At 47.8% G+C, this 22,116-nt stretch carries 22 protein-coding genes and 1 riboswitch; of the genes, 20 read left to right on the top strand and 2 right to left on the bottom strand.

Annotated features, from left to right (window positions below):
• Positions 1 to 12 precede the first annotated feature (12 nt).
• The 16 genes from AYW79_RS04865 to AYW79_RS04790 all read left to right on the top strand — a co-directional run bounded on the left by AYW79_RS04865 (position 13) and on the right by AYW79_RS04790 (position 13,310).
• Positions 13 to 1,107, top strand: coding sequence for a cobalt-precorrin-5B (C(1))-methyltransferase (locus AYW79_RS04865; protein ID WP_067562551.1), 1,095 nt, complete (start codon positions 13 to 15; stop codon positions 1,105 to 1,107).
• The gene (cbiE, locus tag AYW79_RS04860; protein WP_079291049.1) at positions 1,097 to 2,350 is read left to right on the top strand and encodes a precorrin-6y C5,15-methyltransferase (decarboxylating) subunit CbiE; all 1,254 of its coding nucleotides are present in this window, start codon (positions 1,097 to 1,099) and stop codon (positions 2,348 to 2,350) included. The genes AYW79_RS04865 and cbiE overlap by 11 nt, the downstream gene beginning before the upstream one ends.
• Positions 2,340 to 3,053, top strand: coding sequence for a precorrin-2 C(20)-methyltransferase (cobI, locus tag AYW79_RS04855; protein WP_067562393.1), 714 nt, complete (start codon positions 2,340 to 2,342; stop codon positions 3,051 to 3,053). The genes cbiE and cobI overlap by 11 nt, the downstream gene beginning before the upstream one ends.
• The gene (cobM, locus tag AYW79_RS04850; protein WP_067562391.1) at positions 3,050 to 3,844 is read left to right on the top strand and encodes a precorrin-4 C(11)-methyltransferase; all 795 of its coding nucleotides are present in this window, start codon (positions 3,050 to 3,052) and stop codon (positions 3,842 to 3,844) included. Before cobI ends, cobM begins: the two co-directional genes overlap by 4 nt.
• Complete coding sequence (locus tag AYW79_RS04845) at positions 3,837 to 4,925, top strand: cobalt-precorrin 5A hydrolase (protein WP_067562388.1); 1,089 nt, start codon at positions 3,837 to 3,839, stop codon at positions 4,923 to 4,925. Before cobM ends, AYW79_RS04845 begins: the two co-directional genes overlap by 8 nt.
• A 24-nt stretch (positions 4,926 to 4,949) precedes the next feature.
• Complete coding sequence (locus AYW79_RS04840; protein ID WP_067562384.1) at positions 4,950 to 5,960, top strand: HoxN/HupN/NixA family nickel/cobalt transporter; 1,011 nt, start codon at positions 4,950 to 4,952, stop codon at positions 5,958 to 5,960.
• A 66-nt stretch (positions 5,961 to 6,026) separates the two neighbouring features.
• A complete protein-coding gene (locus AYW79_RS04835; protein ID WP_067562381.1) occupies positions 6,027 to 6,443 on the top strand; it encodes a (2Fe-2S) ferredoxin domain-containing protein in 417 nt (138 codons plus the stop codon).
• Positions 6,444 to 6,568: 125 nt separating this feature from the next.
• A complete protein-coding gene (locus tag AYW79_RS04830; RefSeq protein WP_067562379.1) occupies positions 6,569 to 7,852 on the top strand; it encodes an APC family permease in 1,284 nt (427 codons plus the stop codon).
• Positions 7,853 to 8,000: 148 nt separating this feature from the next.
• Positions 8,001 to 8,522, top strand: a complete 522-nt coding sequence (locus AYW79_RS04825) for a cysteine hydrolase family protein (RefSeq protein WP_082806828.1) — start codon at positions 8,001 to 8,003, stop codon at positions 8,520 to 8,522.
• Positions 8,523 to 8,583: 61 nt separating this feature from the next.
• Positions 8,584 to 9,057: an NUDIX domain-containing protein gene (locus tag AYW79_RS04820; protein ID WP_067562376.1), complete on the top strand. Its 474-nt coding sequence runs from the start codon at positions 8,584 to 8,586 to the stop codon at positions 9,055 to 9,057.
• Positions 9,058 to 9,109: 52 nt separating this feature from the next.
• The gene (locus AYW79_RS04815; RefSeq protein WP_067562373.1) at positions 9,110 to 9,634 is read left to right on the top strand and encodes a YfiT family bacillithiol transferase; all 525 of its coding nucleotides are present in this window, start codon (positions 9,110 to 9,112) and stop codon (positions 9,632 to 9,634) included.
• A 36-nt stretch (positions 9,635 to 9,670) separates the two neighbouring features.
• Complete coding sequence (locus AYW79_RS04810) at positions 9,671 to 10,186, top strand: GNAT family N-acetyltransferase (RefSeq protein WP_067953391.1); 516 nt, start codon at positions 9,671 to 9,673, stop codon at positions 10,184 to 10,186.
• 98 nt (positions 10,187 to 10,284) lie between these two features.
• Entirely contained in the window at positions 10,285 to 10,779 is a 495-nt protein-coding gene (locus AYW79_RS04805) for a DinB family protein (protein ID WP_067562371.1), read from the top strand.
• 12 nt (positions 10,780 to 10,791) lie between these two features.
• Positions 10,792 to 11,208: a VOC family protein gene (locus AYW79_RS04800; RefSeq protein ID WP_067562366.1), complete on the top strand. Its 417-nt coding sequence runs from the start codon at positions 10,792 to 10,794 to the stop codon at positions 11,206 to 11,208.
• Between the two features lie 319 nt (positions 11,209 to 11,527).
• The gene (locus AYW79_RS16365) at positions 11,528 to 12,085 is read left to right on the top strand and encodes an RNA polymerase sigma factor (RefSeq protein ID WP_082806827.1); all 558 of its coding nucleotides are present in this window, start codon (positions 11,528 to 11,530) and stop codon (positions 12,083 to 12,085) included.
• Positions 12,078 to 13,310 (top strand): OB-fold nucleic acid binding domain-containing protein, encoded by a 1,233-nt coding sequence (locus tag AYW79_RS04790; RefSeq protein ID WP_067562360.1) that lies wholly within the window; start codon positions 12,078 to 12,080, stop codon positions 13,308 to 13,310. Before AYW79_RS16365 ends, AYW79_RS04790 begins: the two co-directional genes overlap by 8 nt.
• A 149-nt stretch (positions 13,311 to 13,459) precedes the next feature.
• On the opposite strand, the gene AYW79_RS04785 is transcribed toward AYW79_RS04790, so the two are convergent.
• A complete protein-coding gene (locus tag AYW79_RS04785) occupies positions 13,460 to 14,782 on the bottom strand; it encodes a hypothetical protein (RefSeq protein ID WP_067562358.1) in 1,323 nt (440 codons plus the stop codon).
• Positions 14,769 to 15,113: a PadR family transcriptional regulator gene (locus AYW79_RS04780; RefSeq protein WP_197461040.1), complete on the bottom strand. Its 345-nt coding sequence runs from the start codon at positions 15,111 to 15,113 to the stop codon at positions 14,769 to 14,771. The genes AYW79_RS04785 and AYW79_RS04780 overlap by 14 nt, the downstream gene beginning before the upstream one ends.
• Before the next feature lie 459 nt (positions 15,114 to 15,572).
• Between AYW79_RS04780 and helD the strand changes: the two genes are divergently transcribed.
• The 4 genes from helD (at position 15,573) to AYW79_RS04760 (ending at position 22,086) form a co-directional block, all read left to right on the top strand.
• Positions 15,573 to 18,005, top strand: a complete 2,433-nt coding sequence (helD, locus tag AYW79_RS04775; protein ID WP_082806826.1) for an RNA polymerase recycling motor HelD — start codon at positions 15,573 to 15,575, stop codon at positions 18,003 to 18,005.
• Positions 18,006 to 18,276: 271 nt separating this feature from the next.
• Positions 18,277 to 18,410, top strand: a riboswitch (cyclic di-AMP (ydaO/yuaA leader).
• Between the two features lie 94 nt (positions 18,411 to 18,504).
• Positions 18,505 to 20,721: a cation:proton antiporter domain-containing protein gene (locus AYW79_RS04770; RefSeq protein ID WP_067562350.1), complete on the top strand. Its 2,217-nt coding sequence runs from the start codon at positions 18,505 to 18,507 to the stop codon at positions 20,719 to 20,721.
• A gap of 598 nt (positions 20,722 to 21,319) precedes the next feature.
• A complete protein-coding gene (locus AYW79_RS04765) occupies positions 21,320 to 21,763 on the top strand; it encodes a hemerythrin domain-containing protein (protein WP_067562347.1) in 444 nt (147 codons plus the stop codon).
• A 56-nt stretch (positions 21,764 to 21,819) separates the two neighbouring features.
• Positions 21,820 to 22,086, top strand: coding sequence for a hypothetical protein (locus tag AYW79_RS04760; RefSeq protein WP_067953389.1), 267 nt, complete (start codon positions 21,820 to 21,822; stop codon positions 22,084 to 22,086).
• Positions 22,087 to 22,116 lie beyond the last annotated feature (30 nt).

Here is a 22,116-nt window from a genome sequence, read left to right as displayed (position 1 = left end):
CGTGTGGGCGAAATGCTTGATGTTCCTGAAGGTCCACTTCGACACGGATACACAACGGGAGCTTGCGCGACTGCTTGCGCCAAAGCTGCACTCTTGGCGCTCATCGAGCAGCGCGTTGTTGAAGAGACGACCATCTGGATCCCTGCAGGTGAATGGGTTACGTTTCAACACCATGACGTGCGCTACACAGCAAGCGAAGCACAGGCTGCGACCATCAAAGATGGTGGTGATGATCCTGACGCGACACACGGTGCAAAAATCATCGCGACGGTCACCTGGTCGGACAAGCCGGGGGTTGAAATTGACGGCGGTGTTGGCGTAGGTAGGGTGACGAAACCGGGACTTCCCATCCCGGTTGGGATGGCCGCCATTAATCCGGTTCCGCGGCAGATGATCCAATCGACGGTGGGATCTGTGCTCTCAGAGCGTGACATGGAGCGCGGAGTCAACGTCGTCATTTCTGTTCCGGATGGCGAAGAGATCGCCAAAAAAACATTGAATGGGCGACTCGGTATTTTGGGCGGGATCTCCATCCTAGGGACGAGAGGCATCGTTGTTCCATTCTCTACATCCTCTTATAAGGCGAGCATTGCGTATGCCATGAGTGTGGCTAAAGCGCAGGGGATTCAGACAATCGTGCTCACAACAGGCGGACGAAGTGAAAAATATGCGATGAAGTTATTTCCTGAATTGCCTGATGAAGCTTTTATTGAAATGGGTGATTTTGTGGGCTTTTCAGCCAAGCAGGCGAAACGTGTCGGGATGAAGGAGATTCGCTTTGTCGGCATGATGGGGAAGTTCTCAAAGGTGGCGCAAGGCATCATGATGGTTCACGCAAAAAGCGCCCCCATCGATTTTTCTTTTATCGCAAAGATTGCGCGTCATGTCGCGGTTCCGGAGGAAAAGATGGAACAAATTCTGACGGCCAATACGGCCAATCAGGTTGGCGATTGGATGGTTGAGTGGGGATACCCTGAATTCTTTCATCATCTTGCCGTGACTTGCTGTGAACAGGTGCTTGATCATATACGCGGAGAAATGCGCATCGCTACGCACCTAACAAGCTTGAACGGAGAGTATTTGGGAGGTGCAGAGCTTGAATCTTAAAAAGGTTCTGGTCGTGGGAATGGGCGACGACGGGATAAATGGGCTATCTAAAAAGGTGGCAGAACGCGTATACGCAGCTGAAATCCTATACGGTGGGGAGCGTCAACTCAGTTTTTTTCCTGAATTTCAAGGAGAAAGACGAGTGATTAAAACACCTCTGCGCGATACGCTGGTTGAAATTGAACGCGATGCTACGCGGTGTTCTGTTGTTGTATTGGCAAGCGGCGATCCACTTTTTTTTGGTATCGGGGCAACACTTGTCCGCAAATGGGGGAGAAACGCGATCGAGGTTATACCGCATATGAGTTCCATCCAGCTGGCCTTTGCCCGTGCAGGCGAAAGCTGGCAAAACGCAGAGATTGTGAGCCTGCACGGGAAGTCGATTCAGGGTCTCGCGCAAAGATTGCATGGAGTCGCAATCGTAGCGCTCCTGACAGACGATGAGAACACGCCGTCAGCGATTGCAATGTATCTCAAGCGTTTCAGGATGACGGAGTATGAGGCGTTTGTGGGAGAGCGATTGGGGAGTCCGGAAGAGCGCACAGGTTGGTATTCGTTGGACCAACTTTTGGACACGGAGTTTTCTCCGCTGAATGTGGTCATCTTGAAGTGCCGCCATGATGTGAAAGTGCCTATTTTTACGCTTGGTATGGATGACGGAGTGTTTGCCCAGCGAAAACCTGACAGGGGCCTGATTACGAAACGTGAAGTTCGTGTACTCACCCTCTCTGATCTCGCATTAAAACCGGGAGGCGTCCTATGGGACATAGGGGCTTGCACGGGGTCCATCTCGATTGAGGCGATACGATCCACGCCTGGTTTGCAAGTGTTCGCGGTTGAAAAAAATGAGGGCGATTTGGAGAATTTGCGTGCAAATCAGATCAAGTTTCGGGCAGATTTTGTCGCCCTTCACGCGCGCGCGCCAGAAGGATTGGATGATTTTCCAGATCCTGACGCCGTGTTTATTGGGGGGAGTGGGGGTGAACTCAAAGAGGTGATTGCCCTCAGCGCAAAGCGACTGCGAGAAGGCGGGAGAGTGGTAGTAAGCGCTGCTACGATCGAGAATTTGTATGAAGCGCAGCAAACCTTAGGTGATCTTGGATTTTTCGTTTCAATCACACTTGTGCAGACGGCGCGCAGTAAGCCGATCTTAAATCTTACTCGTTTTGAAGGCATGAACCCTGTGTACCTTGTTACAGCTTGGCGTGCCCCAAGAGAGGAGGCGGAAACAGATGTCTGTTAACCATGGCACGCTGTATGGCGTGGGCGTCGGTCCAGGCGATCCTGAATTGGTGACCGTCAAGGCGTATCGCCTCATGCAGACGGCACCTGTGATTGCCTATCCGAATAAACGCATGGGCGGAAAAAGTTATGCGCTGGAGATTGTGGAACGCTATGTGAATCCATCTGAAAAAACGATGCTTGGTCTCGTTTTTCCTATGACAAAGGATGAAGACGTTCTTTTGCGACACTGGGAGGATACGGTCGAAAAGGTGTGGGCCTATCTCCGTCAAGGCCAGGATGTGGTCTTTGTCACGGAAGGTGATCCGATGCTTTATAGCACGTTTATTCACATGAGCCGGCTCATGAGACAGGAGCACCCCGAGGCGGAGGTTGTTTCGATTCCTGGCGTCTCTTCCGTCAATGCAGCCGCAAGTCGGCTCGGGGTGCCGCTTGCAGATGGTGACGAGGTTGTCGCCATCGTACCTGCAAACCGTGATTTGACGAGGATGCGGCAGGCACTTCTTACGCACGACTGTGTCGTTTTTCTGAAGGTCGCCAAGGTTATGGATGACATGATTTTGCTGCTCGGAGAGTTGCAACTCATCGATAACGCAATGGTATGTACGAAAGTGACTTCAGCAGGGGAACATGTGTGGAAAAATGTGCGGGAACTTCAGGGGGCTTCCCTTAACTATTTAACGCTTATGGTGGTGAGAAAATGACGCTTGAAGCGAAGGTCTATATCGTCGGTGCGGGGCCTGGCGATCCTGAGTTGATGACCGTAAAGGGAATGCGCATTTTGAAGCAGGCGGATGTCGTGATTTACACAGACAGTCTGGTTCGTGAGGAACTTGCTGAAATGGGGAGTGCAAACGCAAAAATCTACAAAAGCGCAGGGATGACCCTCGAAGAGATTGTGGGCATCATGGTAGATGCCGTGAGACAGGGAAAGCGTGTAGCCCGCATCCACACGGGTGACCCATCTGTTTTCGGAGCAATCCTTGAGCAGGTTACCTTGCTGCGACGCGCGGGTGTCGCTTACGAAATAGTCCCTGGCGTAAGTTCGGTATTCGCCGCTGCCGCTGCAGTTGGCGCTGAACTTACGGTGCCCGATCTCACGCAAACCGTGATCTTGACGCGCATGGGTGGTCGCACGCCCATGCCTGAAGGCGAACAGCTGAGCGATCTCGCGCGCCACCACAGTACGATTGCCTTGTACCTTAGTGCGACATTGGCTAAAAAAGCGGTGGATGAGTTTCTGAGTGCTGGTTGGACGCCAAATACGCCAGTCGCCGTCGTGCAAAGGGCATCGTGGCCGGATCAAAAAATCATCCGTACAACGCTTGATGGGCTCGTGCGCGCGATGGGTGATGAGCATATTTCAAATCACGCCATGATTCTCGCTGGTTGGGCACTGGACCCTGAGTTGCCGGAAAAAGGGGAAAACAAATCGAAACTATACGACAAGTCGTTTACACACCGCTACCGAAAAGGGGTGACGGCAGTTGACTAACTCCACGGCCGTTGTTGCGATCACGAAACATGGTACGGCGATTGCGCGCAGACTTCAGGAACAATTGCCTGACGTGGATGTCTATTATCCCCAGAAATTTGCTCAAGGCGATGAAGTGGCGCGCGAGATTACTGCGTTTTCAGGGTCGGTTGTCGATCATGTCCCAACGCTCTTTTCTGCGTACAGCGGACTCGTCGGCATCTTTTCGCTGGGCGCCATGGTTCGCCTTGTAGCCCCTCTTCTTCGCGATAAAAAAACGGATCCTGCCATCGTTGTCGTCGATGATCGCGCAGAGCACGCAATCAGTGTACTCTCGGGGCATCTTGGTGGCGCAAATTTACTTACGCAACAAGTTGCAAAGGCACTTGGCGCGCGACCTGTGATCACCACAGCGTCAGATGTGGCGCAGACGGTTGCCGTCGATTTGCTCGGGCGGGAATTTGGCTTTGAGATCGAAAACTTTGAAATGGTGACGGCAGTCAGCGCAGCGGTCGTCAATGAAGAGCGAGTTCACATCATTCAAGAGGCGGGTGAACTTGACTGGTGGCCCTATACCAAACCGTTACCCGCATATTTGAAAGTTTTTAACAGTCTCGAAGCGGCCTGCCAACAGACGTTTGATGCGGCGCTCGTCATCACCCCCCGCCTACTCACAAAGGATGAGACGAGACGGTTTTTGGCGAGGGGTGTGCTTTATCGGCCAAAAGTTATCGTCGTCGGTGTGGGATGCAACCGCGGGACATCTGCAAAGGAGATTGAGCAGGTGATCACACACGCATTGAATACCGTTCAATTGTCCACGAAGAGCGTTCGCAATGTGGCGACGATTGATCTAAAAGCGGATGAACCAGGATTGCTTGAACTGTGTGCCCGACACAAGTGGCCACTCGTCACGTATACCGCGGAGCAACTTAATCAGATCTCCATTCCCAATCCGTCCGAAACCGTCTTTAAGCATGTGGGAGCGTACGGTGTAAGTGAACCTGCGGCTCTTCTCTCTTCAGATGCCAAAGACTTTGTGGTTGAGAAAGTCCGCAGCGGAAACGTAACCGTTTCGGTTTGTATCGTTTCGCACAGCTAGCAGGTGAGGAGTGGAAAAACACACATGTACCGTGATTCTTTGAGATATGGGTTAGGCGTTATCACGTTACACGGATTAGGATTTTTTTTGTTAATCCTTTCTGTCCCTAAGCATCCCATGTTGCTCGGTTTGGCATTATTGGCCTACACCTTTGGCTTGCGTCACGCTTTTGATGTTGATCATATCGCCTTTATCGACAACATGGTTCGCAAGTTTCTTCAACAAGGAAAAAAACCGCACGGAATCGGATTCTTCTTTTCGATGGGTCATTCGACTGTGGTTGTTTTGATTTCGTTGGCAACGGCCGTCACGGTACATTTAGTTCAGAAATTACCCCAATTTCAACGCATAGGCGGAATTGTGAGCACATTTGTGTCAGGTTCATTTCTTCTTGTGCTGGCTTGCATCAACTTGTTCATTTGGCTAAAACTCTTCCAGGTTTTTTTGAGCATGCGCCGCAACCGGGTCACAGAGCACGAGATGGATGAATTGCTCCACAGTCGCGGTTTTTTTTCGCGACTGGTCGCTCCACTCATGAAACTCGTCACCAATAACTGGCATGTGTATCCGATTGGGTTTCTGTTCGGTTTGGGATTTGACACGGCGAGCGAAGTCGCCTTGCTGGCAATTTCGGCTACTGCATCACAACACGCGCTGCCTCTTACAGGAATCATCTCTTTACCAATTGTGTTTGCGGCAGGAATGAGTTTCATGGATACGGCAGATGGAATTTTCATGACCACTGCGTATGGCTTTGCGTTTGCCACACCACTGCGAAAAATCTATTACAACCTTTCAGTAACGGGACTCGGTGTGCTAGCCGCATCCGTGATTGGCGTCATCGAGCTCGTTCAGGTCGTCACTCAGGAGATTGGGCTTTCTTCTGGTTTTTGGGGAAAGCTCCAAGGGCTTAATTTTGGTGTGATGGGGTACATTCTTGTCGCGCTATTCATCGGGGTCTGGGGGATTTCCTTCGGATCGTGGAAGTTATTCAGAATCGAAGAGCGGTGGGCTGCACGCTCTGAACGAATGTAAAGCTTGCAAAACTCGCCTGCATCAGGTTGCACAACAGAAGAATGAAAGAGGAGTGCCGTGAATCCGATGGATGTGATTGAACTTCAGAGTGCCGTGTTGGTTGCAGAAAAAACGACGAAACGCGCTGTGCTTGGACAGGTCTTTGTTTGTTCGGGATGTTGCTGTGGACAAACAGGCAAGGGAAAACCAGGAATTCCGCTAGACTGGCTTAAAAAGTCATGGAAAGAGCGCAAGTTGCTAAAAACGGTGCAACTCACGATCACGGGTTGTCTGGGTCCGTGCGATGTATTAAATGTCGTCAGTATAGCGACAAAAGAGAGGCAGCGCTGGTTTGGCGGAATCACCACAGAGACTCCCTATGAAGTTCTCCTTGCGTGGGCGGAAGAGACAAGAACACGAGGTGAACCAGCACCGATTCCAGACGCATTGCTTCGCTATGAGTTTGAAAGATTTTGCATCCGCGTACATGCCGATTCAATTTGATGTGGATGAATCAGCGTAGATTTGGTGATGTCGATAGAAATGAATCGTACCCATTTGCAATGACAAGATGATATCGTTCGTGTACTGTGATGAGGAAGTGATTGCGCTGTTAAGGAGAACTCCTCATGATCGATTCGCAGTTGAAACGCTCACTTACCTGGGTGCAGGGTACAGCGATCGCAATCGGTGCCGTTCTCGGATCCGGCATCCTCATTCTTCCAGCCATCACGGCAGAGCAGGCAGGTCCGGCGTCACTTATATCGTGGCTTTTGATGTCACTTTTAGCCTTTCCGCTTGCCATTACGCTCGGAAGTCTTGGCGCCAAGTATCCGCATGCCGGAGGCATTGTGGAATATGCGCGATTGGCGTTTGGCGATACCGTGGGACGCATGACCGCTTGGTTGTTTCTTGGCACCATTCCGGTCGGCGTACCCATCGTCGCGCTTGTTGGCGCCAATTATGTTGTCGGAACGTTTTCGCTCCCTTCGATCTTCATACCGATCACGGCGGCGCTCATGCTGCTTTTGTCGCTCATCTTACACTGGCGTGGTGTCGAGATGGCGGCGTGGGCGCAGGTGCTCATCTTGGTGCTGATTGTCGTGCTTATACTAGGCGCCATCATCGCGGCAGGTCCGCATATAAATGAGGAACAGTTTCATCCGCTTGCGCCACACGGATGGCTTCCGGTTGGCACATCGGCTGTGGAGATCTTTTGGTGTTTTGTCGGTTGGGAGATGGTTGGACATCTCGCCGAGGAGTTTCACGACCCGTCAAGAGACTTGCGTCGAATCTTTCTTCTGGCGCCAATGCTCGTCGGCGTGCTTTATGTCGCACTCTCCGTTGTAACTATCGGCACACACGCCTACGGCGGAGCGTATACCGTGACACCTCTCAGTCAACTGGTGGGAATTGGAATGGGCAGGATCGGTTCGACGGTCTCGGGTATCGTGGCGCTATTGATTACATTTGTCGCCATTCACGGCAATGTGGCTGGATTCTCGCGAATGGTTTACAGCCAGGCGCGAGCAGGTGTCTTTCCGGCGGTGCTCTTACGGTTGCATGAACGCCACAAAACACCGATCGGCGCTCTGTCTGCGCTGGGTTTGGATTTTGCCGTGGTGCTGGCGATCTACACCGTATTTCACGTTGATCTTGGCGCGTTTATGACGTGGCCGAGTGCGATGTTTTTAGCTCTTTATATCATCGCAATGGCCTCTGCTTTAAAACTTATGAAAGGTGCCGGGTGGGGTAAACAAGCTTTAGCATGGATTCCCTTTGTAGTCTGCGTGATTTTGTATCCATTCAGTGGGTGGGCCATGGTTTATCCAATCCTTTTTGGTGTCATCGGCTGGCTGATGACTCGAATTTATGCCAAAAACGTGCGCAGACGGAATTCCGTGTTGGGATAGGATTCGCTTTTAAATGATTTGTGACAATCTGTGTGAAAAATCGTATCCTTTAGATGAATTGAAGCGTTTATCGATCATTTGTCTTTGAAGCTGCTGAATTTTTGGAGTGTATGGCACGTGAAATTGAAAGAGTCAGAGGAGGAAGGTCGTGAGCGGCAGCGCACTGATCATCATTGATGTGCAAGTCGGGATGTTTGAAGAAGCGGAAGCGGTGTATCAAGGTGACATGTTGTTGCGCCGGATTGCAGCACTGATCACAAAAGCACGCTCGTCCATGGTTCCGGTGATCTATGTACAACACAACGAGGAACCTGGTGGGGCGCTTGAACCCAATACGCGTGGTTGGGAGATTCATCCCGCTGTTGCACCGATGGCTGGGGATATTCGAATTCAAAAAAATACGCCAGACTCGTTTTACAATACGAGCTTCCACGAAGAACTTGAGAAGGGCGGGATTCGCAAGCTTGTTTTGACGGGCATGCAAACGGAACTTTGTGTCGATACGACATGCCGTCGGGCGTTCACCATGGGATATGACGTCGTTCTTGCCAAGGATTCACACAGTACCTTCAATAAAAAGAATCTCAGCGCGCAACAGATCATTGAACATCACAACGATTTGCTGCGATGGTTTGCAGAAACGCAAGAGTCGGAAAGGATCACATTCTAATGCTGACACCCTTTTCGGTTCATGGTGCGAAGCGCAAGGCTGATCGATAGGAGAGGGCTCTATGCCGATGTCCGATTTTTACCAAAACCTCCGTTCCAAGATTGGAACAGATCTGATTTTCAGCCCATCTGTGGCGGCCATCATACGCGACAAAGAAGGCAAGATTTTATTTCAACGTCCAACTGCCGAAAGTGTGATATGGAGCCTGCCTGCTGGCGCGATTGAGCTTGGAGAAACGCCATCTCAAGCGGTTGTTCGCGAAGTTTGGGAAGAGACAGGGCTGAATGTCACGCCGATGGCACTCGTTGGCGCATTCGGGGGTCAAGAGTTTCGCTTTAGATATGCGGATGGTAACCAGGTGGAGTATGTTGTGTTGGTTTTTGATTGTAAAGTAGATTCTGGCGAACTGGAAGCGATAGACGGAGAATCTTTTGAACTTCGCTATTTTACCGTTGAGCAGATGCCCCCACTGGCTCTCCCGTATCCCAAGCGAATCTTTCAACAAAAACGGATCGATTCTGCGCTATTCAACTAAATGACTTCGATGTAGGGATTTGCCTTGTTAAAAATTAAGAGGAGGAGTAAAAATGGAAAATCTGCATTATCCAATCGGCAAATTCATTCCTCTAGATAAGATTTCTTCTGACCAGCGAAAGGAATGGATTGCACAACTCGCTGACACACCGAATCAGCTGCGATTCGCAATAAAGGATCTAACATCTGCGCAATTGGACACACCCTATCGTCCTGATGGTTGGAGCGTTCGCCAAGTTGTTCATCATCTTCCGGATAGTCATATGAATGCGTATGTTCGTTTTAAACTTGCGCTCACAGAGGATCAACCGACGATTAAAACCTATGAAGAAGATCGCTGGTCACAATTGGTTGACTATCAAGGGACTCCGATCGAGGTGTCACTGACACTTTTAGCGTCGCTTCATCAACGTTTTGATACATTGCTTTCTGAAATGCAAGATGCGGAGTTTGCACGTAGCTATAAGAACCCAGAGTCTGGTGTACTTACACTTGAAACAGCGCTTGGTTTGTATGCATGGCATGGCAGGCACCACATTGCACATATCACATCACTTCGGAACCGAATGGGTTGGTGAAGGAAGCGGAAATAAACGGACTGTGGAGGAATATGGGTGATCATTCGAAAAGCCGATCCGCAAGACGCGGTTTCCATTGCGAAAGTGCATGTGGACAGTTGGAGAACGACATACAAAGGGATGATCCCTGATCGCATTTTGGATCATTTGTCGTACGAACAAAGGGAACGAGTGTGGACGCATGTTTTGATGAATCAACCAGACAATCCAGTGTTTGTAGCGGAAGATGATGAAAACAGGATCGTAGGATTTGCTACTGGCGGCAAAGAGCGATCAGGCAATCCAATCTATCAAGGTGAACTCTATGCTCTCTATGTATTTGAAGAGGTTCAAGGAAATGGAATTGGGCGCGAATTGATCCGTGCAGTTGTAAACCATTTGAAAGAGAAACAATACAAGAACATGCTTGCCTGGGTTTTGAAGAATAATCCAGCTCTTGGTTTTTATGAGCACATGGGTGGAAAGAAATTCAGTGAGAAGATGGAAGAGTTAGAGGGTGAACCGATGATCGAGTATGCAGTGGTGTGGGACGATCTAGCTGAGTGGCATTGACCGACGGAACGTATGTTCTGTATTATGGAAATGTAAACAAATGCGGGACTCAATAAACGTTGATGGTCGATTGATTTTGGTGAGGAGTGAGCCTATCGGTGAGAGATATTTTATCAGAACAGTACGACTTGATTCGTAAGACGCGCGAAACGCTGTTTTCCTTTTTGGAAAGCCTCCCCGTAGATGTGTTGCATAAAAGGGTTCCTGGTTTTGGATTTGACACAATCGCGCATGCACATCTCCACGCAGCCGGGTGCTACATGCATTGGCTGGTGAAGTTTGCCCGGATTCGATCTTATCCGCAGTTTCCGACGTATGAAGAGATCCAATCTGCGGATGTGGCGGTTCTCCGTCACTGGTTTTCTATATCGGATGCGGTGGTGAATGAATTTCTGAGCGTCTACGAAAGCCGACTCTCGGAAGTTATCTATAATCACGCTGAAGATTCAATGGGTGTTACACCCCTTTGGCTGATGACTCACACGATCACACACGAGTTTCATCATAAGGGACAAATTGTCGCGATGGCGCGGTGTCTCGGCTATGCGCCGCCGGATACAGATTTGGTTGTCATGGAAGGCCTATTCGAATAGGGGGTAGATGGCATGAAGATCTTATTTGTGGCTGGATTTGGCTCGATTGTTCGGGATGAGCTGGTCAATGACACGTCCCGTTTTTATCAAGGGGTCTTAGGAATCGATTTTGAGCGCGTCGGTGACTACGTACATACAGGAAACTTGGATGGGGTAAAACACTTTGCGCTGTGGCCGCTGTCTCAAGCTGCCGAGTCGTGTTTCGGCACGCCTCATTGGCCAAGCGATGTACCCGAACCGCGCACTTGGATTGAAATGGACGTCGACGATGTAGCTGAGGCGACAAAGGAACTGGTGGCGCTGGGGTACCACTGCTTAGTGAGCAATCGCGAAGAACCATGGGGGCAAACGGTGACACGCCTTATCTCGCCGGATGGGGCGCTCATGGGATTGACACGCACACCCTGGATGCGAAACGATGGACGCTGATCGAGTCGACTTTGTTGCAATGTAAGTTTTGTAAATCAGGAGACACTTCATACTATTTTATAATTCAAGCGAAATAAAAAGCGAAATATTCATCGAAAATATGAAATGTATATTCTATCCTCGTTCCTGCGAGCAAGTAGGCAAACACCAATGGAACAGCTGTGGCCCCGAGTTTTGAAAATTTGATGATCTGATCGATCAACACTTTTCCTCTACTTTTCGTTTATCAAGTGTACGGTTTCTTACAGTCCATTTTAGCGCCGGCGCGATGGGCATGTCAGAATGACGCGGATGGCTTAGGGGGCGATGAGAAACGGGGATTGAAGATCTCTATCAGGTTCATAAAGTATCACTTGCTCGATTTGCTAGAGGTCTCACACGATCTGAGCGAGACGCTGAAGATCTTGTGCAGGATACATTCGAACGTGCGATGGCGCACATTGTGCAACTTTCGACCATGTTTGAGACGAATCAACGCGCTTGGCTGTACACAGTGGCGAAAAATCTTTGGAGAGATCGACAACGTCGTCGACAATTGGAAAGCCGATGGCTGGAATCTGAGAAGCATCAAATGAGTGGCTCAGTTGACACTACGTTTCGCATGACGCATTTTACGGCTCGACTTGAGTATCAGGATCTTTTGAATCGGCTCCCCGCAAATCTACGCGACATAATCATACTGCGCTATTGGCAGGGATTGAGCAGTCGGGAGATGGCCAAACGGTTGAAAATTCCTGATGCAACAGTTCGCGCTCGATTGCGTGCTGCGATAAAGCGATTGCGTGCAACTTTTCCTTTGCAGATGGATCATGACCACCCTGATCAAAACAAGTGTGTTTTCGAACATCAATTGAAAGGGAGAGATTTTGATGCCTAAGGTTATTCGTAATGTGAACATGCTTGACATGTCAAATGCAACAATAGAGCGTATTGAAGGAATTAAAGCCATTGAAAACATCAATATATTTGTTTATCATGAACGTCTTGCTCCCACATTGGCCAAGACATCGCAGAGAAACGTCAACCTTTCCATCGCGGTGCCGTCTGGCGTCACATTTGTGAATGGAAGTTACGAATTGAGCAAGAGTGTTCTATCGGGTCGTTTGGAACCATTGAGTGTATGTGTGAACGGTCGAACGATTGTACAACCAGACGTTTCTGAAGATCTTTTGCGTGACGGGCTGGCTTTGCTGTTTGTAAACGGTAGAATTTATTGTCCGAAACGTTTGGTTGGAGAAATTTCAAACAAGACACGCTCGCATAACGGCAATGTTATTGCATATATGGATGATGCTGATCTCGTATTGAGAGATGCGCAGTTGAACAACCACTTTCTGCAGTCGCTCCAATCTGGTGCAAAGCTCGTCATCATAGGAACTGTTAAAATGACAGAGAAGATCAATGCAGAACTGTTTTGTGAAAAAATTGATCGCGTTGAGTTTTTGGGTGAAGTCTACATTCGAGAAGAATACTTGGAAGTCTTAAACTCCAAATTGCACAATTCACACCAATGTGCATTGAAAGTGATCCCCACAGGTGCACAGTTCTTCGAAGGTGATCTCGTTCTTGACGAGTTTTCTGTCTTATGTTTCGATGAAGCGGATGTGTACATTTCTGGAGACTTGAGAATCACTGATGACGTTTCAGTTGAAAATGTTGAAAAATCCATTCGGCGATTGCATGTATCTGGTCAGATCATTTGTCGCAAGGCGTTGAAGTTAACGGTTTATCAACGTAGCGACGATGTTAACGTTTCATTTTTGGACTACAGTGGAAAACTGTTCGTGATTGAAGGTGAGTACAAACTCACCAAGTCTGAGTTGATATACACCCAAGAGAAATTGGGTTTAGTCGTGTCGGGTATTCTGAATTTATCGAGCAACATCGATCCAGAACTACTAGCCGGAAAAGTTGAATCTGTCGTCAATACTGGCATCATCAAAGGAACGGAGGAACAATGTGGAGTGATTCGAACAAAGTTGCGCTCAAATACAGGGCTTGTAGAGGATAGTCACGATGGATTAAACAAGGATGCGGCTGAGACTCTACATCACGATCCGGAAACCGAGTACATCGAAAATATGAACATGCTCACATTGTAATTTGGGATGTCATAACAGCAGTGGGACGCGAGCGATGTCACGTGTCTCACTGCTGTTATGAATGCGAGATGAGTTCTTTTAGGATGGCAGATGGGTTGCGTAAGCGAAAGGTAGACACGTGAATTCCTCTGCCTTATGTTTCTCTTTTCTCAGGATGTTGTGTGAGTTTCTCTTCTCAAATGTGCGAGCAAGCGATATGCAGCGAGTGTCGTAAGATAGGTGAACAATGCAAATACGCTGGTTTCTAAAACGAAAGCGGAAAATCGAAAACTGCTTATGGCCCCAATTGCAAAGCCTACGAAAAGGCCGGTCGCGGTTTTCCACGCGTATGTCATGCGCTTCTTATGGCGAATGTCTGCGATGGGTTTGCCGAGTCCGATAAAAAAAGTTGCCAAGGCGATGGGAAACCCAATGACCAGCAAAGGCGTAAAAGCGTTCGTGGCTTGTCCCACCCATAGACCCGTGACGCACCCGCAGGCAATCTGTAGCCAGTACTTTGATATAAACGTGATCCAAGGTTCATTGGGCAACTCGGGCCAAATGAAATCATCCGTAGTATTTTTCCGAAGAGGGAGTCTGTATTCAGACGCGAGTGAACTCGCGATCAAAACAACTCCGAGTAACATGATCATATTACTGTAAAAATTAGGAGCGAATACCTGACTTTCAAACTGCACCCAACCATTTTGATTTGATTCCATAGTCCAGATGGCGAGCATTCTCTCAGAGAGCATGACCGTTGGGATGCTAGCCAAAAAGTAGGACAACATGACTTGCCCGGAAATGAGAAAGGGTCGCCACGTTAACTGATGAATAGACCACACTCTCCTTGTCCAACCAATCACCGCTACGATTCCTGCAATCGTCAAAAAATTAACCTCATTAAAGGAAATCATTGACGGCGCCACAGATGGAGAAACGTTTAGTAAAGGGGCTAAGCCGGCGAAACCTCCGCACATCGCGCCAATCATCCATAGTACTCTTGTGTGTTTGACTGGATATCTGAACGTTTGAAGAGCGGGGAGCCTTGGAGTAAATTTTTCTGCGGCTACGAGTAGGATCACCCCAGGTATGAGTAAAAATAGATCTGGCAGAATGGCGGAATAAGTGTTTCCTTCGCCTGAAGTTGCCAACACAGCGATAAAAAGTCCAATCAGGCTTAGCGATCGAAAAGCATATCGAACGACAAGCTCCGCTGGCGGATCGTTCTTTTCCGCAATAAAATCAGACAATAGGTGTACTGGTTGACAAGGTTCTTCCAACTTGGCAGGGGTAAATGCGGCGCGCAGTTCATTCGAGTCTCCCATACGTATGAGCGCTAAACGTCTCGATTCATTTGCGTCCATTCCTTGGCTCTGTAATTCTTCGGAAGAAAACTTCATGTGGAGATAGAGCTCCCGACGTACGACAGATGCAGTTTCGTTATCTTTAATGCCTTCTGTTACAAACTCCAGAAAATCAAACCACTCCATAGGACGTTGCCTCCTTTCCAAAAAGTACGCGTTGTACCACTTCAGTGCGTAAACTCCACTCCTGACGCTCGTTTTCCAAGTGTCCACTTCCTTTTTCGGTCAGCGTGTACACTTTGACTTTTCGCTCTGACTCGACCGCTTGCCAATCACTCTTTAGGTAACCTTTGCGTTCTAATTGGTGCAAAAGAGGGTACAAAGTTCCCTCTTTCATGATCAAAGTATCGGTTGATTTCTGTTCGATCCAACGCGCGATCTTGTATCCGTGCATGGGACCGCTCTCAAGCGCCCGCAAGACAAGTAATGTCGGCAATGATGGCATTAAAGCGTCCACGCGCTGTACCTCCTGTCGAGATGGACTGTATTTAAGGATTACATAGATATCTATATATAGAATTCTAAGTAACGATTTTGAATCCGTCAAGTGCTATATCTATTGATAAACTGACAATCATGTTTCGTATTAGGGGAAGAGCGGGGATGGCAGGGGTTGCCTGAGTAAATAAGATCATCTTTAAAGCAATGTCTGATTCAATGTGAAAGAAAATCCTGGATGGATTAAATTGACGAGGGGTCTCGGGTACTTTTAAATTTTTATCAGATCTTTTTAATTGCACAAAAAAACACGCAGTAGTATACTTAAAGCACGAACGTCAAATTAATAAACATAATATAATCTATCTTATATTATGTATCATAACACGACGGGAGACGTTTGTCAAATGCTCTTTGGTAAGATTTTTTCGTGAATTGACAAGCATTTTCTATTTGTTGGTGAATGGAGCTGGTATGGATGGATGCAAAGGAATGGCTTGTTGAACAAGATAGGCTGAACCACATCCGTGCGAAGCTCGAGGTGAGAATCGCAGAGTTGGAGCCCGCGATGGCCAACTTTCGCGATCAAGTGACGTCCATTCGCAAACATTTTTGGGAGGACGTAACGGTTAATACTAGCACGCATGAAGATTTTGAAGAAACATTTTACGCGATTAACCAGCAAACGGCAGTTTTATCAGAACGAGAGCGCGGACATAACCTGCTTATTCAGCAGTGGAAGAGTTTAAATCGGTTGCTTCGTAATCCTTATTTTGGACGCATCGATTTTCAAGAGGTGGGTCTGAATGATACTGAACAGATCTATATTGGCGTATCGTCGTTTCTAGACGAAGATGGACTCAATTTTCTGGTCTATGATTGGCGTTCGCCCATCGCGAGCATGTACTACGACCATTCTCCAGGTCCGGCCTTTTATGACGCACCCTATGGGCGAATCACCGGTCTGATGGAATTAAAGCGACAATTTCAGATTCAAGGTGGGCAGATCGTTACGATGTTTGATGCGAACGTAACCATCGGTGATGAATTGTTGCAGCAGGTGCTCAGCAAAGGCGCGGATTCAGAAATGAAGAGTATCGTTGCAACCATTCAGAAAGAACAAAATGCTATGATCCGAGACGATAAAAGTCGGATGCTCATCGTGCAGGGCGCTGCAGGCAGCGGTAAGACCTCCTCTGCATTGCAGCGTGTCGCGTACTTGTTGTACAAAAACCGAGACACGCTCAAAGCGGACCAGATCATTCTTTTCTCTCCTAATCCGATATTTAACAGCTATGTGTCTACCGTTCTTCCAGAACTTGGTGAAGAGAATATGCAGCAGACAACGTTTCAGGAATATCTCGAAGATGGTCTAGGTGCATCGTTTCGTATTGAAGATCTCTTTGATCAGCTCGAATATGAACTGACCGCGCATCAGACGTCAGAGTACGCGGCCCGTCTTCAAGGGATGAAGTATAAGGCGTCTACAGGTTTTTTGAATGCCCTGAACCAATATGTATTGGGGCTAGGAAGCAAAGGGATGATGTTCAACAGCATTTGGTTTCGCGAGCGTGAATTGATTTCAGCAGAGCAAATGAGATCGCAATTTTACAGCACTCCCCCATCTTTGCACTTGAGTGATCGCGTTGAGCTGTTGCAAAAATGGTTGCTCGATGAACTCGTATTGTTGGAACGAAGGGAGATTGATGCGGAATGGGTTCTGGAAGAATTGAATTACCTCGACAATGACCAATATGCGGAAGTCTTTGGCGAATTGCACAAGGATCGAGAAGTTTTTGACATAGCCGAGCAATATGCCGAAATTCAAGAAAAAATTCATAAAAAACTGCGAAAAGACGAAGGTGACTTTACCTTCGCTCATCAGGAGGAAGAACTGCTCCACCATAAAATTGTAAAAGAGAGTTTTAAGCCACTTAGGCGAAGCGTCAAAAAACGGATGTTCATCCATGTCCAAGGGCTGTACGCGCAGATGTTCAGCGATCAAACAACGATTCTTGAGATGACCCACGAATCGGATATGCCCTCACTATGGTCTGAGATATGCGAACAGACGAGAGATAAATTAAATCGACTCGAATTGTTCTATGAAGACGCGACACCGTATTTGTATCTAAAAGAAAGGATTGAAGGTGTTCGGACCAATACACAGATAAAATACGTCTTCGTGGATGAGGGCCAGGATTATTCTCCATTTCAATACGAGTACCTAAAGAAACGATTTCCTCGTGCTCGTATGACGGTACTCGGTGATTTCCGGCAGGCGATTTTCATGCAGTCCACTTCTTTGCACGAATCAGACTCTCCTCTCTTCAAGCTCTTCGGTGAAGCTGGAACAAACATGATTTGCCTTAATCGCAGTTATCGTTCGACCCGTGAAATCGTGATGTTTACGAAAAAATTGCTCTCCGCCGGAGATGAAATTGTTCCCTTTGACAGAAGTGGGAAAAAGCCAGAACTCATTCGTTTAGAAAGTGATGAAATCCGAGACGCGCAAATGCGAAGAGACATCGCGTCACTTAGAGCTGAAGGTTTTGACTCGATCGCCGTCATTACGAAAACCGCAGCCGAAAGTCGCAAGGCATATGAAACATTAGGGATTCAAGGGTGCGAAGGTCTCTTGCTCATTACGAAGAAAACGCTCACCTTTGAGAAAGGAGTGTTGGTGATTCCGGTATATCTCGCCAAAGGTGTCGAGTTTGATGCAGTACTGATCTATGACACTTCTTCTCAAGTTTATCGACAGGAAAATGAACGCAAGCTTCTTTACACAGCTTGTACACGGGCGATGCACCGGCTCATGCTTTACTCCGTAAGTGATTGGTCGCCTTTTGTGGAGGTTTTGGATAGAGATTTATACAATTTGGCGCCGGAGGTGGCCCACGAGATCTAGGATGAAAGTCCGCCCAAGACCTGTAAAACATGGTTTGTCCAACCATGTTGATTCGAACAGGCACGATTTGCAACCCTTTACCACGAGAAATGAGTTGTCGTTCGACACTCGTAGTATTGATGAAAAAAGCCAGAAGAAAATTGCCAAACACGCTGAGTGGCGCAACTATGGCATATTATGCAATGTAGGTTTCGGAGATCTGGCATGTAAGGATGACAAGAAATCCAGTCGATGCTATAATCCAAAACCATAGGTAAGAGTAAATCGTTTGCTAAGCCTGTCGCTGAGTCGCCGTGAACTGGTGAACGGGGGAACCAATTTTTGGGGCTAATCCTGAACTTCAGGTAGGGGTACTGTTCTCTCCGAGCCCGTCAGCTAACCTCGTAAGCGTTGGACATGATTTCAGCATGCAAATTTTTGTATGCTTATTTCTCCCATGTTCACTGTCTTCAAGACGTTGAGGGGATGCGATATTGGCTCCAAAGAGGAGGAAATAGACGTGTCTCTGACTGCACTCGAAGTATTGCGATTTTTACTCGAATTTCTAGTATTGCTTGTCTGCGCGCGTGTCTTAGGAGAACTGGCCCGGCGGTTAAATCAGCCTCAAGTAATCGGTGAACTACTCGCTGGTGTGCTTATAGGACCATCCTTGTTTGGCGCTATCTCACCTAGTCTGTTTGCCAACTTATTTCCCTCAAAAGGGGCTCAAGGACTATTACTCCAGCTCATCGCCCAGATTGGCGTCATTTTTTTGTTGCTTTTAAGTGGGCTCGAAACAAATCTCGAAGTGGTTAAGCGCAAATTAAAACCAGCTCTCACCATCTCAATCGGAAGCATTATTACTCCTTTTTTGGCAGGTTATTGCTTAGCAAGCCTCCTGCCTGCCGCACTGATTGCACATCCCGGAGCAAGGCAAATTTTCATGTTGTTCGTTGCTACTGCCATGTCCATATCGGCAATTCCTGTGATTGTAAAAATCTTGTTGGATATGAACTTGATGAAAAGGGATATTGGGCAGTTGATCCTGGCATCAGGCATTATCAATGACACCATTGGCTGGTTTTTGCTCGCTTTTGTTTCTGGCATGGCAACCTCCCAAAATCTCCAAATTAATTCCTTGATGATTTCCATCTTCGGCACTCTGGCGTTTGCAGTCTTTTGTTTCACCATTGGTTACCGGATGATTCGGGCATTGACAAAATGGGTGGATAATCAATTTGGCGGTGAAAGTCCGGTCTTTACGTTGGTCGTTGTGTTGGGACTTGCAGGCGGTGCTGTTACAGAAGCCCTCCATGTTGAAGCGTTTCTCGGTTCGTTTCTGGTTGGCATCCAAATGGCGCGCGTTCCGCGTATCACACGCGCGACACGTATCAAACTTGAAGGTATGACATTGGCAATATTTGCGCCCATTTTTTTTGCAACGGCTGGGCTCAAAGTGAACATTTTACAAATCTTAAAACCTGAGTTGCTACTCGTTTTACTGCTTGTGATCGTTACTGCTTCTCTGGCGAAACTTGTAGGCACTTATGCAGGTGCCCGTCTAGCGCGTTTAAATCATTGGACTGCAATTAGCCTTGGTTCAGGTATGAACGCCCGGGGAGCCGTGGAAATTATCATAGCCACACTTGGCTTGCAAATCGGCGTTTTAACCACGTCCATGTATACGATTATTGTCATTATGGCGATCGCCACTTCCATGATGGCACCGCCATTGTTGCGGTGGGCGCTTCGTCACGTGGCTCCTGATCCGGAAGAAGCAGAGCGACTACAGCGCCAATCGCTCGAAGAAAAAAGTTTTCTCTATGGTCTGAAACGCATGCTTGTCCCCGTCCGGGATGGAAGGATAGCCTTATTGGCAGCCAATATTATTCAACATTTGTCCGGCCAACGTTCAATTGAGGCAACGCTTTTGCATGTGACGACCGATGGACTGCCGGAATCAGGACGGATCAATCGTGAAGATAACTTTCATGAAAATGAGAAACTCAATGAACTTGTGCTTGCAAAATCACTCTCCTCTATTAAAAATGTCGAATGGGAACAAAAGACACGGAAGCTTAAACAGGATGAACACACTGCCAATGTCATTCTCTCAGAAAGTGAGCGGGGTTATGATTTGCTTGTGGTTGGAGCCAGCAGAAACAAGAGTGGATCGAGCTTGTTTGGGCATGTGGTTGATTATGTTGTAATGGAATCCCCTTGTAACGTATTCGTTCTGTACGCGCCGTGGCGGCTAGAAAGTATTTCTCTTCTGAAACGCATTCTCTTGCCAACGACAGGCACCACAAATGACTTGCGAACTGCGGAATTTGCAGTCGCGCTTGCCAAGGCGCACAACGCTGAGATAACCGCGATATACGTGGTTGAAACCAATCCATTAAAAGCATTGTTTAGCAGTGAATCACTTGACATGCAGGCGATGGAATCCGCTGAAAACATGGGTTGGCATGCAATTTCGGAAGTTACTCGTTTGGGTGAAGCGTCGAATGTACCTGTAAACGGAATTGTCAAAACAGGCACGGGTGGAAATGTCGGTCATGAAATTGTGGAATTTTCTAATGCATCTCAACAGGATATTATTTTGCTCAATGCCGAGCGGCGACCAGCAGGTGGAGACCTCTATTGCGGACACACTGTAGATCGAATTGTTCGGACGGTCAAATGTCCAGTCGGAATTCTTTTCAGCAAATCGAGCGTTTTTCAGAATATCCAATAGTCATAAGGAAGTAGAAATTCAAATTGGGCGACGTCATGTCCTTGAATTTCTATTTAATGCTCACCCTATGCAAGGTTGAATCTTGGAAATTAATGACCTGATTGTTTCAATCGCCAACGCAATCCTTCAAGCATCAATTCTTGTACTTGAAAGGGTGCCTTCATTCAATTTCAGGTTCTTGTCTCGCCCGACGGGAGAGTCAAGGGTTAAAAGTGATAACAAAAATAATCTCACGACGATGGTCATGGAGCGCTCATGGGATGAACCCGAACGCTCTGGATGCGAAACGATTGGCGTTGATGAACCTCTATTTACCAATTCGCCGAGATGATTGCGGCATTCAGCTTTGAGATGCTTGCGAATCCATCAACCCTGATGGGTAGACTGTTCCTAGTCCATTTTTCCAAAAAAGTAGACCAAATGGACTAGGAAAGATGGTGTCAATAGGATAGTCAGGTTTGGTCTGATGCATATCTGCCGTTTGCCTGCATGATGGAAGTAACAAGTGGTTCAACATCGAAATATGAAAAGGCGAAATTCGCCAGAGATCCTTGGTCGTCAGTGATTGCGTGCATTCGCATACAGGAGGTCGCCGCATATGTCAGGACCGGCATTGCAACAGCTTCAATCGCACCGTTCCATTCATGAAGCGGCTTATGGTGAGGCGGAAGAGTTAACTCATATCGCCAAAGCGTTTGCGGACGCAGGCAAAGAGCAAGCGGTGATCTCGACGGCGAGATTGATTATTGAGCATTGGCAAACGCGAACACTTTGCCATGCGACGGAGGAAGAGGAAGGTTTCTATAAAGAAGTTGCGATGGAGCACCCGGAACACGCGGATAAGATCCTTTTTCTTACGCGAGATCACAATGTTATGCGGCAACTTGTGGCGGAGGCGGAGGAACTTTTGGTCAATCAAGGTACAATTCCTGCAATACTTGATCGATTCCAAATGCTTCTTTGGCTCGTTGAAAAACACAGTCGTGACGAGGAGAAGTGGCTGCTTGATATAGAGACGAACGATCACGCCAAACGACGATAGGTTATGCATCACAGAGCAGGTGGCAGCATGCACATCGTAGAAAAGGGGTGGTCGAAGTGGACTGGGACAAGATTCAAGATCAGTGGAAGCAAGATGCTTTGGCGACAGACAAAGATGATCTCATTGGTTTGCTGAACCTTCGATTCGGCACAGTTCCGCAAGAAATCACAGGGCAGATTGAACGCATCACAGATGCAAACGCCCTCGAACGTCTGGTTCTGGTCGCCGCCAATGTGCCGAATTGGAAGACCTTCATCATGGAACTTGAGGGGAGTGAATCCGCATTTCGAATCGTGGGTACACAGTACCAGCCTTTTAAGTGATTTTGTAAACCATTTAAGCCACAACGAGTT

It is taken from the genome of Ferroacidibacillus organovorans, from assembly GCF_001642725.1.
GTDB classification, from domain to species: domain Bacteria; phylum Bacillota; class Bacilli; order Alicyclobacillales; family SLC66; genus Ferroacidibacillus; species Ferroacidibacillus organovorans.
This window is presented reverse-complemented; position numbering and strand designations above follow the sequence as displayed.

Bases quoted from the DNA above. Each gene is read 5' to 3' on its own strand.
- AYW79_RS04865 (WP_067562551.1), top strand. From the start codon at position 13: ATGCTTGATGTTCCTGAAGGTCCACTTCGACACGGATACACAACGGGA.
- cobI (WP_067562393.1), top strand. From the start codon at position 2,340: ATGTCTGTTAACCATGGCACGCTGTATGGCGTGGGCGTCGGTCCAGGC.
- cobM (WP_067562391.1), top strand. From the start codon at position 3,050: ATGACGCTTGAAGCGAAGGTCTATATCGTCGGTGCGGGGCCTGGCGAT.
- AYW79_RS04840 (WP_067562384.1), top strand. From the start codon at position 4,950: ATGTACCGTGATTCTTTGAGATATGGGTTAGGCGTTATCACGTTACAC.
- AYW79_RS04835 (WP_067562381.1), top strand. From the start codon at position 6,027: ATGGATGTGATTGAACTTCAGAGTGCCGTGTTGGTTGCAGAAAAAACG.
- AYW79_RS04830 (WP_067562379.1), top strand. From the start codon at position 6,569: ATGATCGATTCGCAGTTGAAACGCTCACTTACCTGGGTGCAGGGTACA.
- AYW79_RS04820 (WP_067562376.1), top strand. From the start codon at position 8,584: ATGCCGATGTCCGATTTTTACCAAAACCTCCGTTCCAAGATTGGAACA.
- AYW79_RS04815 (WP_067562373.1), top strand. From the start codon at position 9,110: ATGGAAAATCTGCATTATCCAATCGGCAAATTCATTCCTCTAGATAAG.
- AYW79_RS04800 (WP_067562366.1), top strand. From the start codon at position 10,792: ATGAAGATCTTATTTGTGGCTGGATTTGGCTCGATTGTTCGGGATGAG.
- AYW79_RS04790 (WP_067562360.1), top strand. From the start codon at position 12,078: ATGCCTAAGGTTATTCGTAATGTGAACATGCTTGACATGTCAAATGCA.
- AYW79_RS04785 (WP_067562358.1), bottom strand. From the start codon at position 14,782: ATGGAGTGGTTTGATTTTCTGGAGTTTGTAACAGAAGGCATTAAAGAT.
- helD (WP_082806826.1), top strand. From the start codon at position 15,573: ATGGATGCAAAGGAATGGCTTGTTGAACAAGATAGGCTGAACCACATC.
- AYW79_RS04765 (WP_067562347.1), top strand. From the start codon at position 21,320: ATGTCAGGACCGGCATTGCAACAGCTTCAATCGCACCGTTCCATTCAT.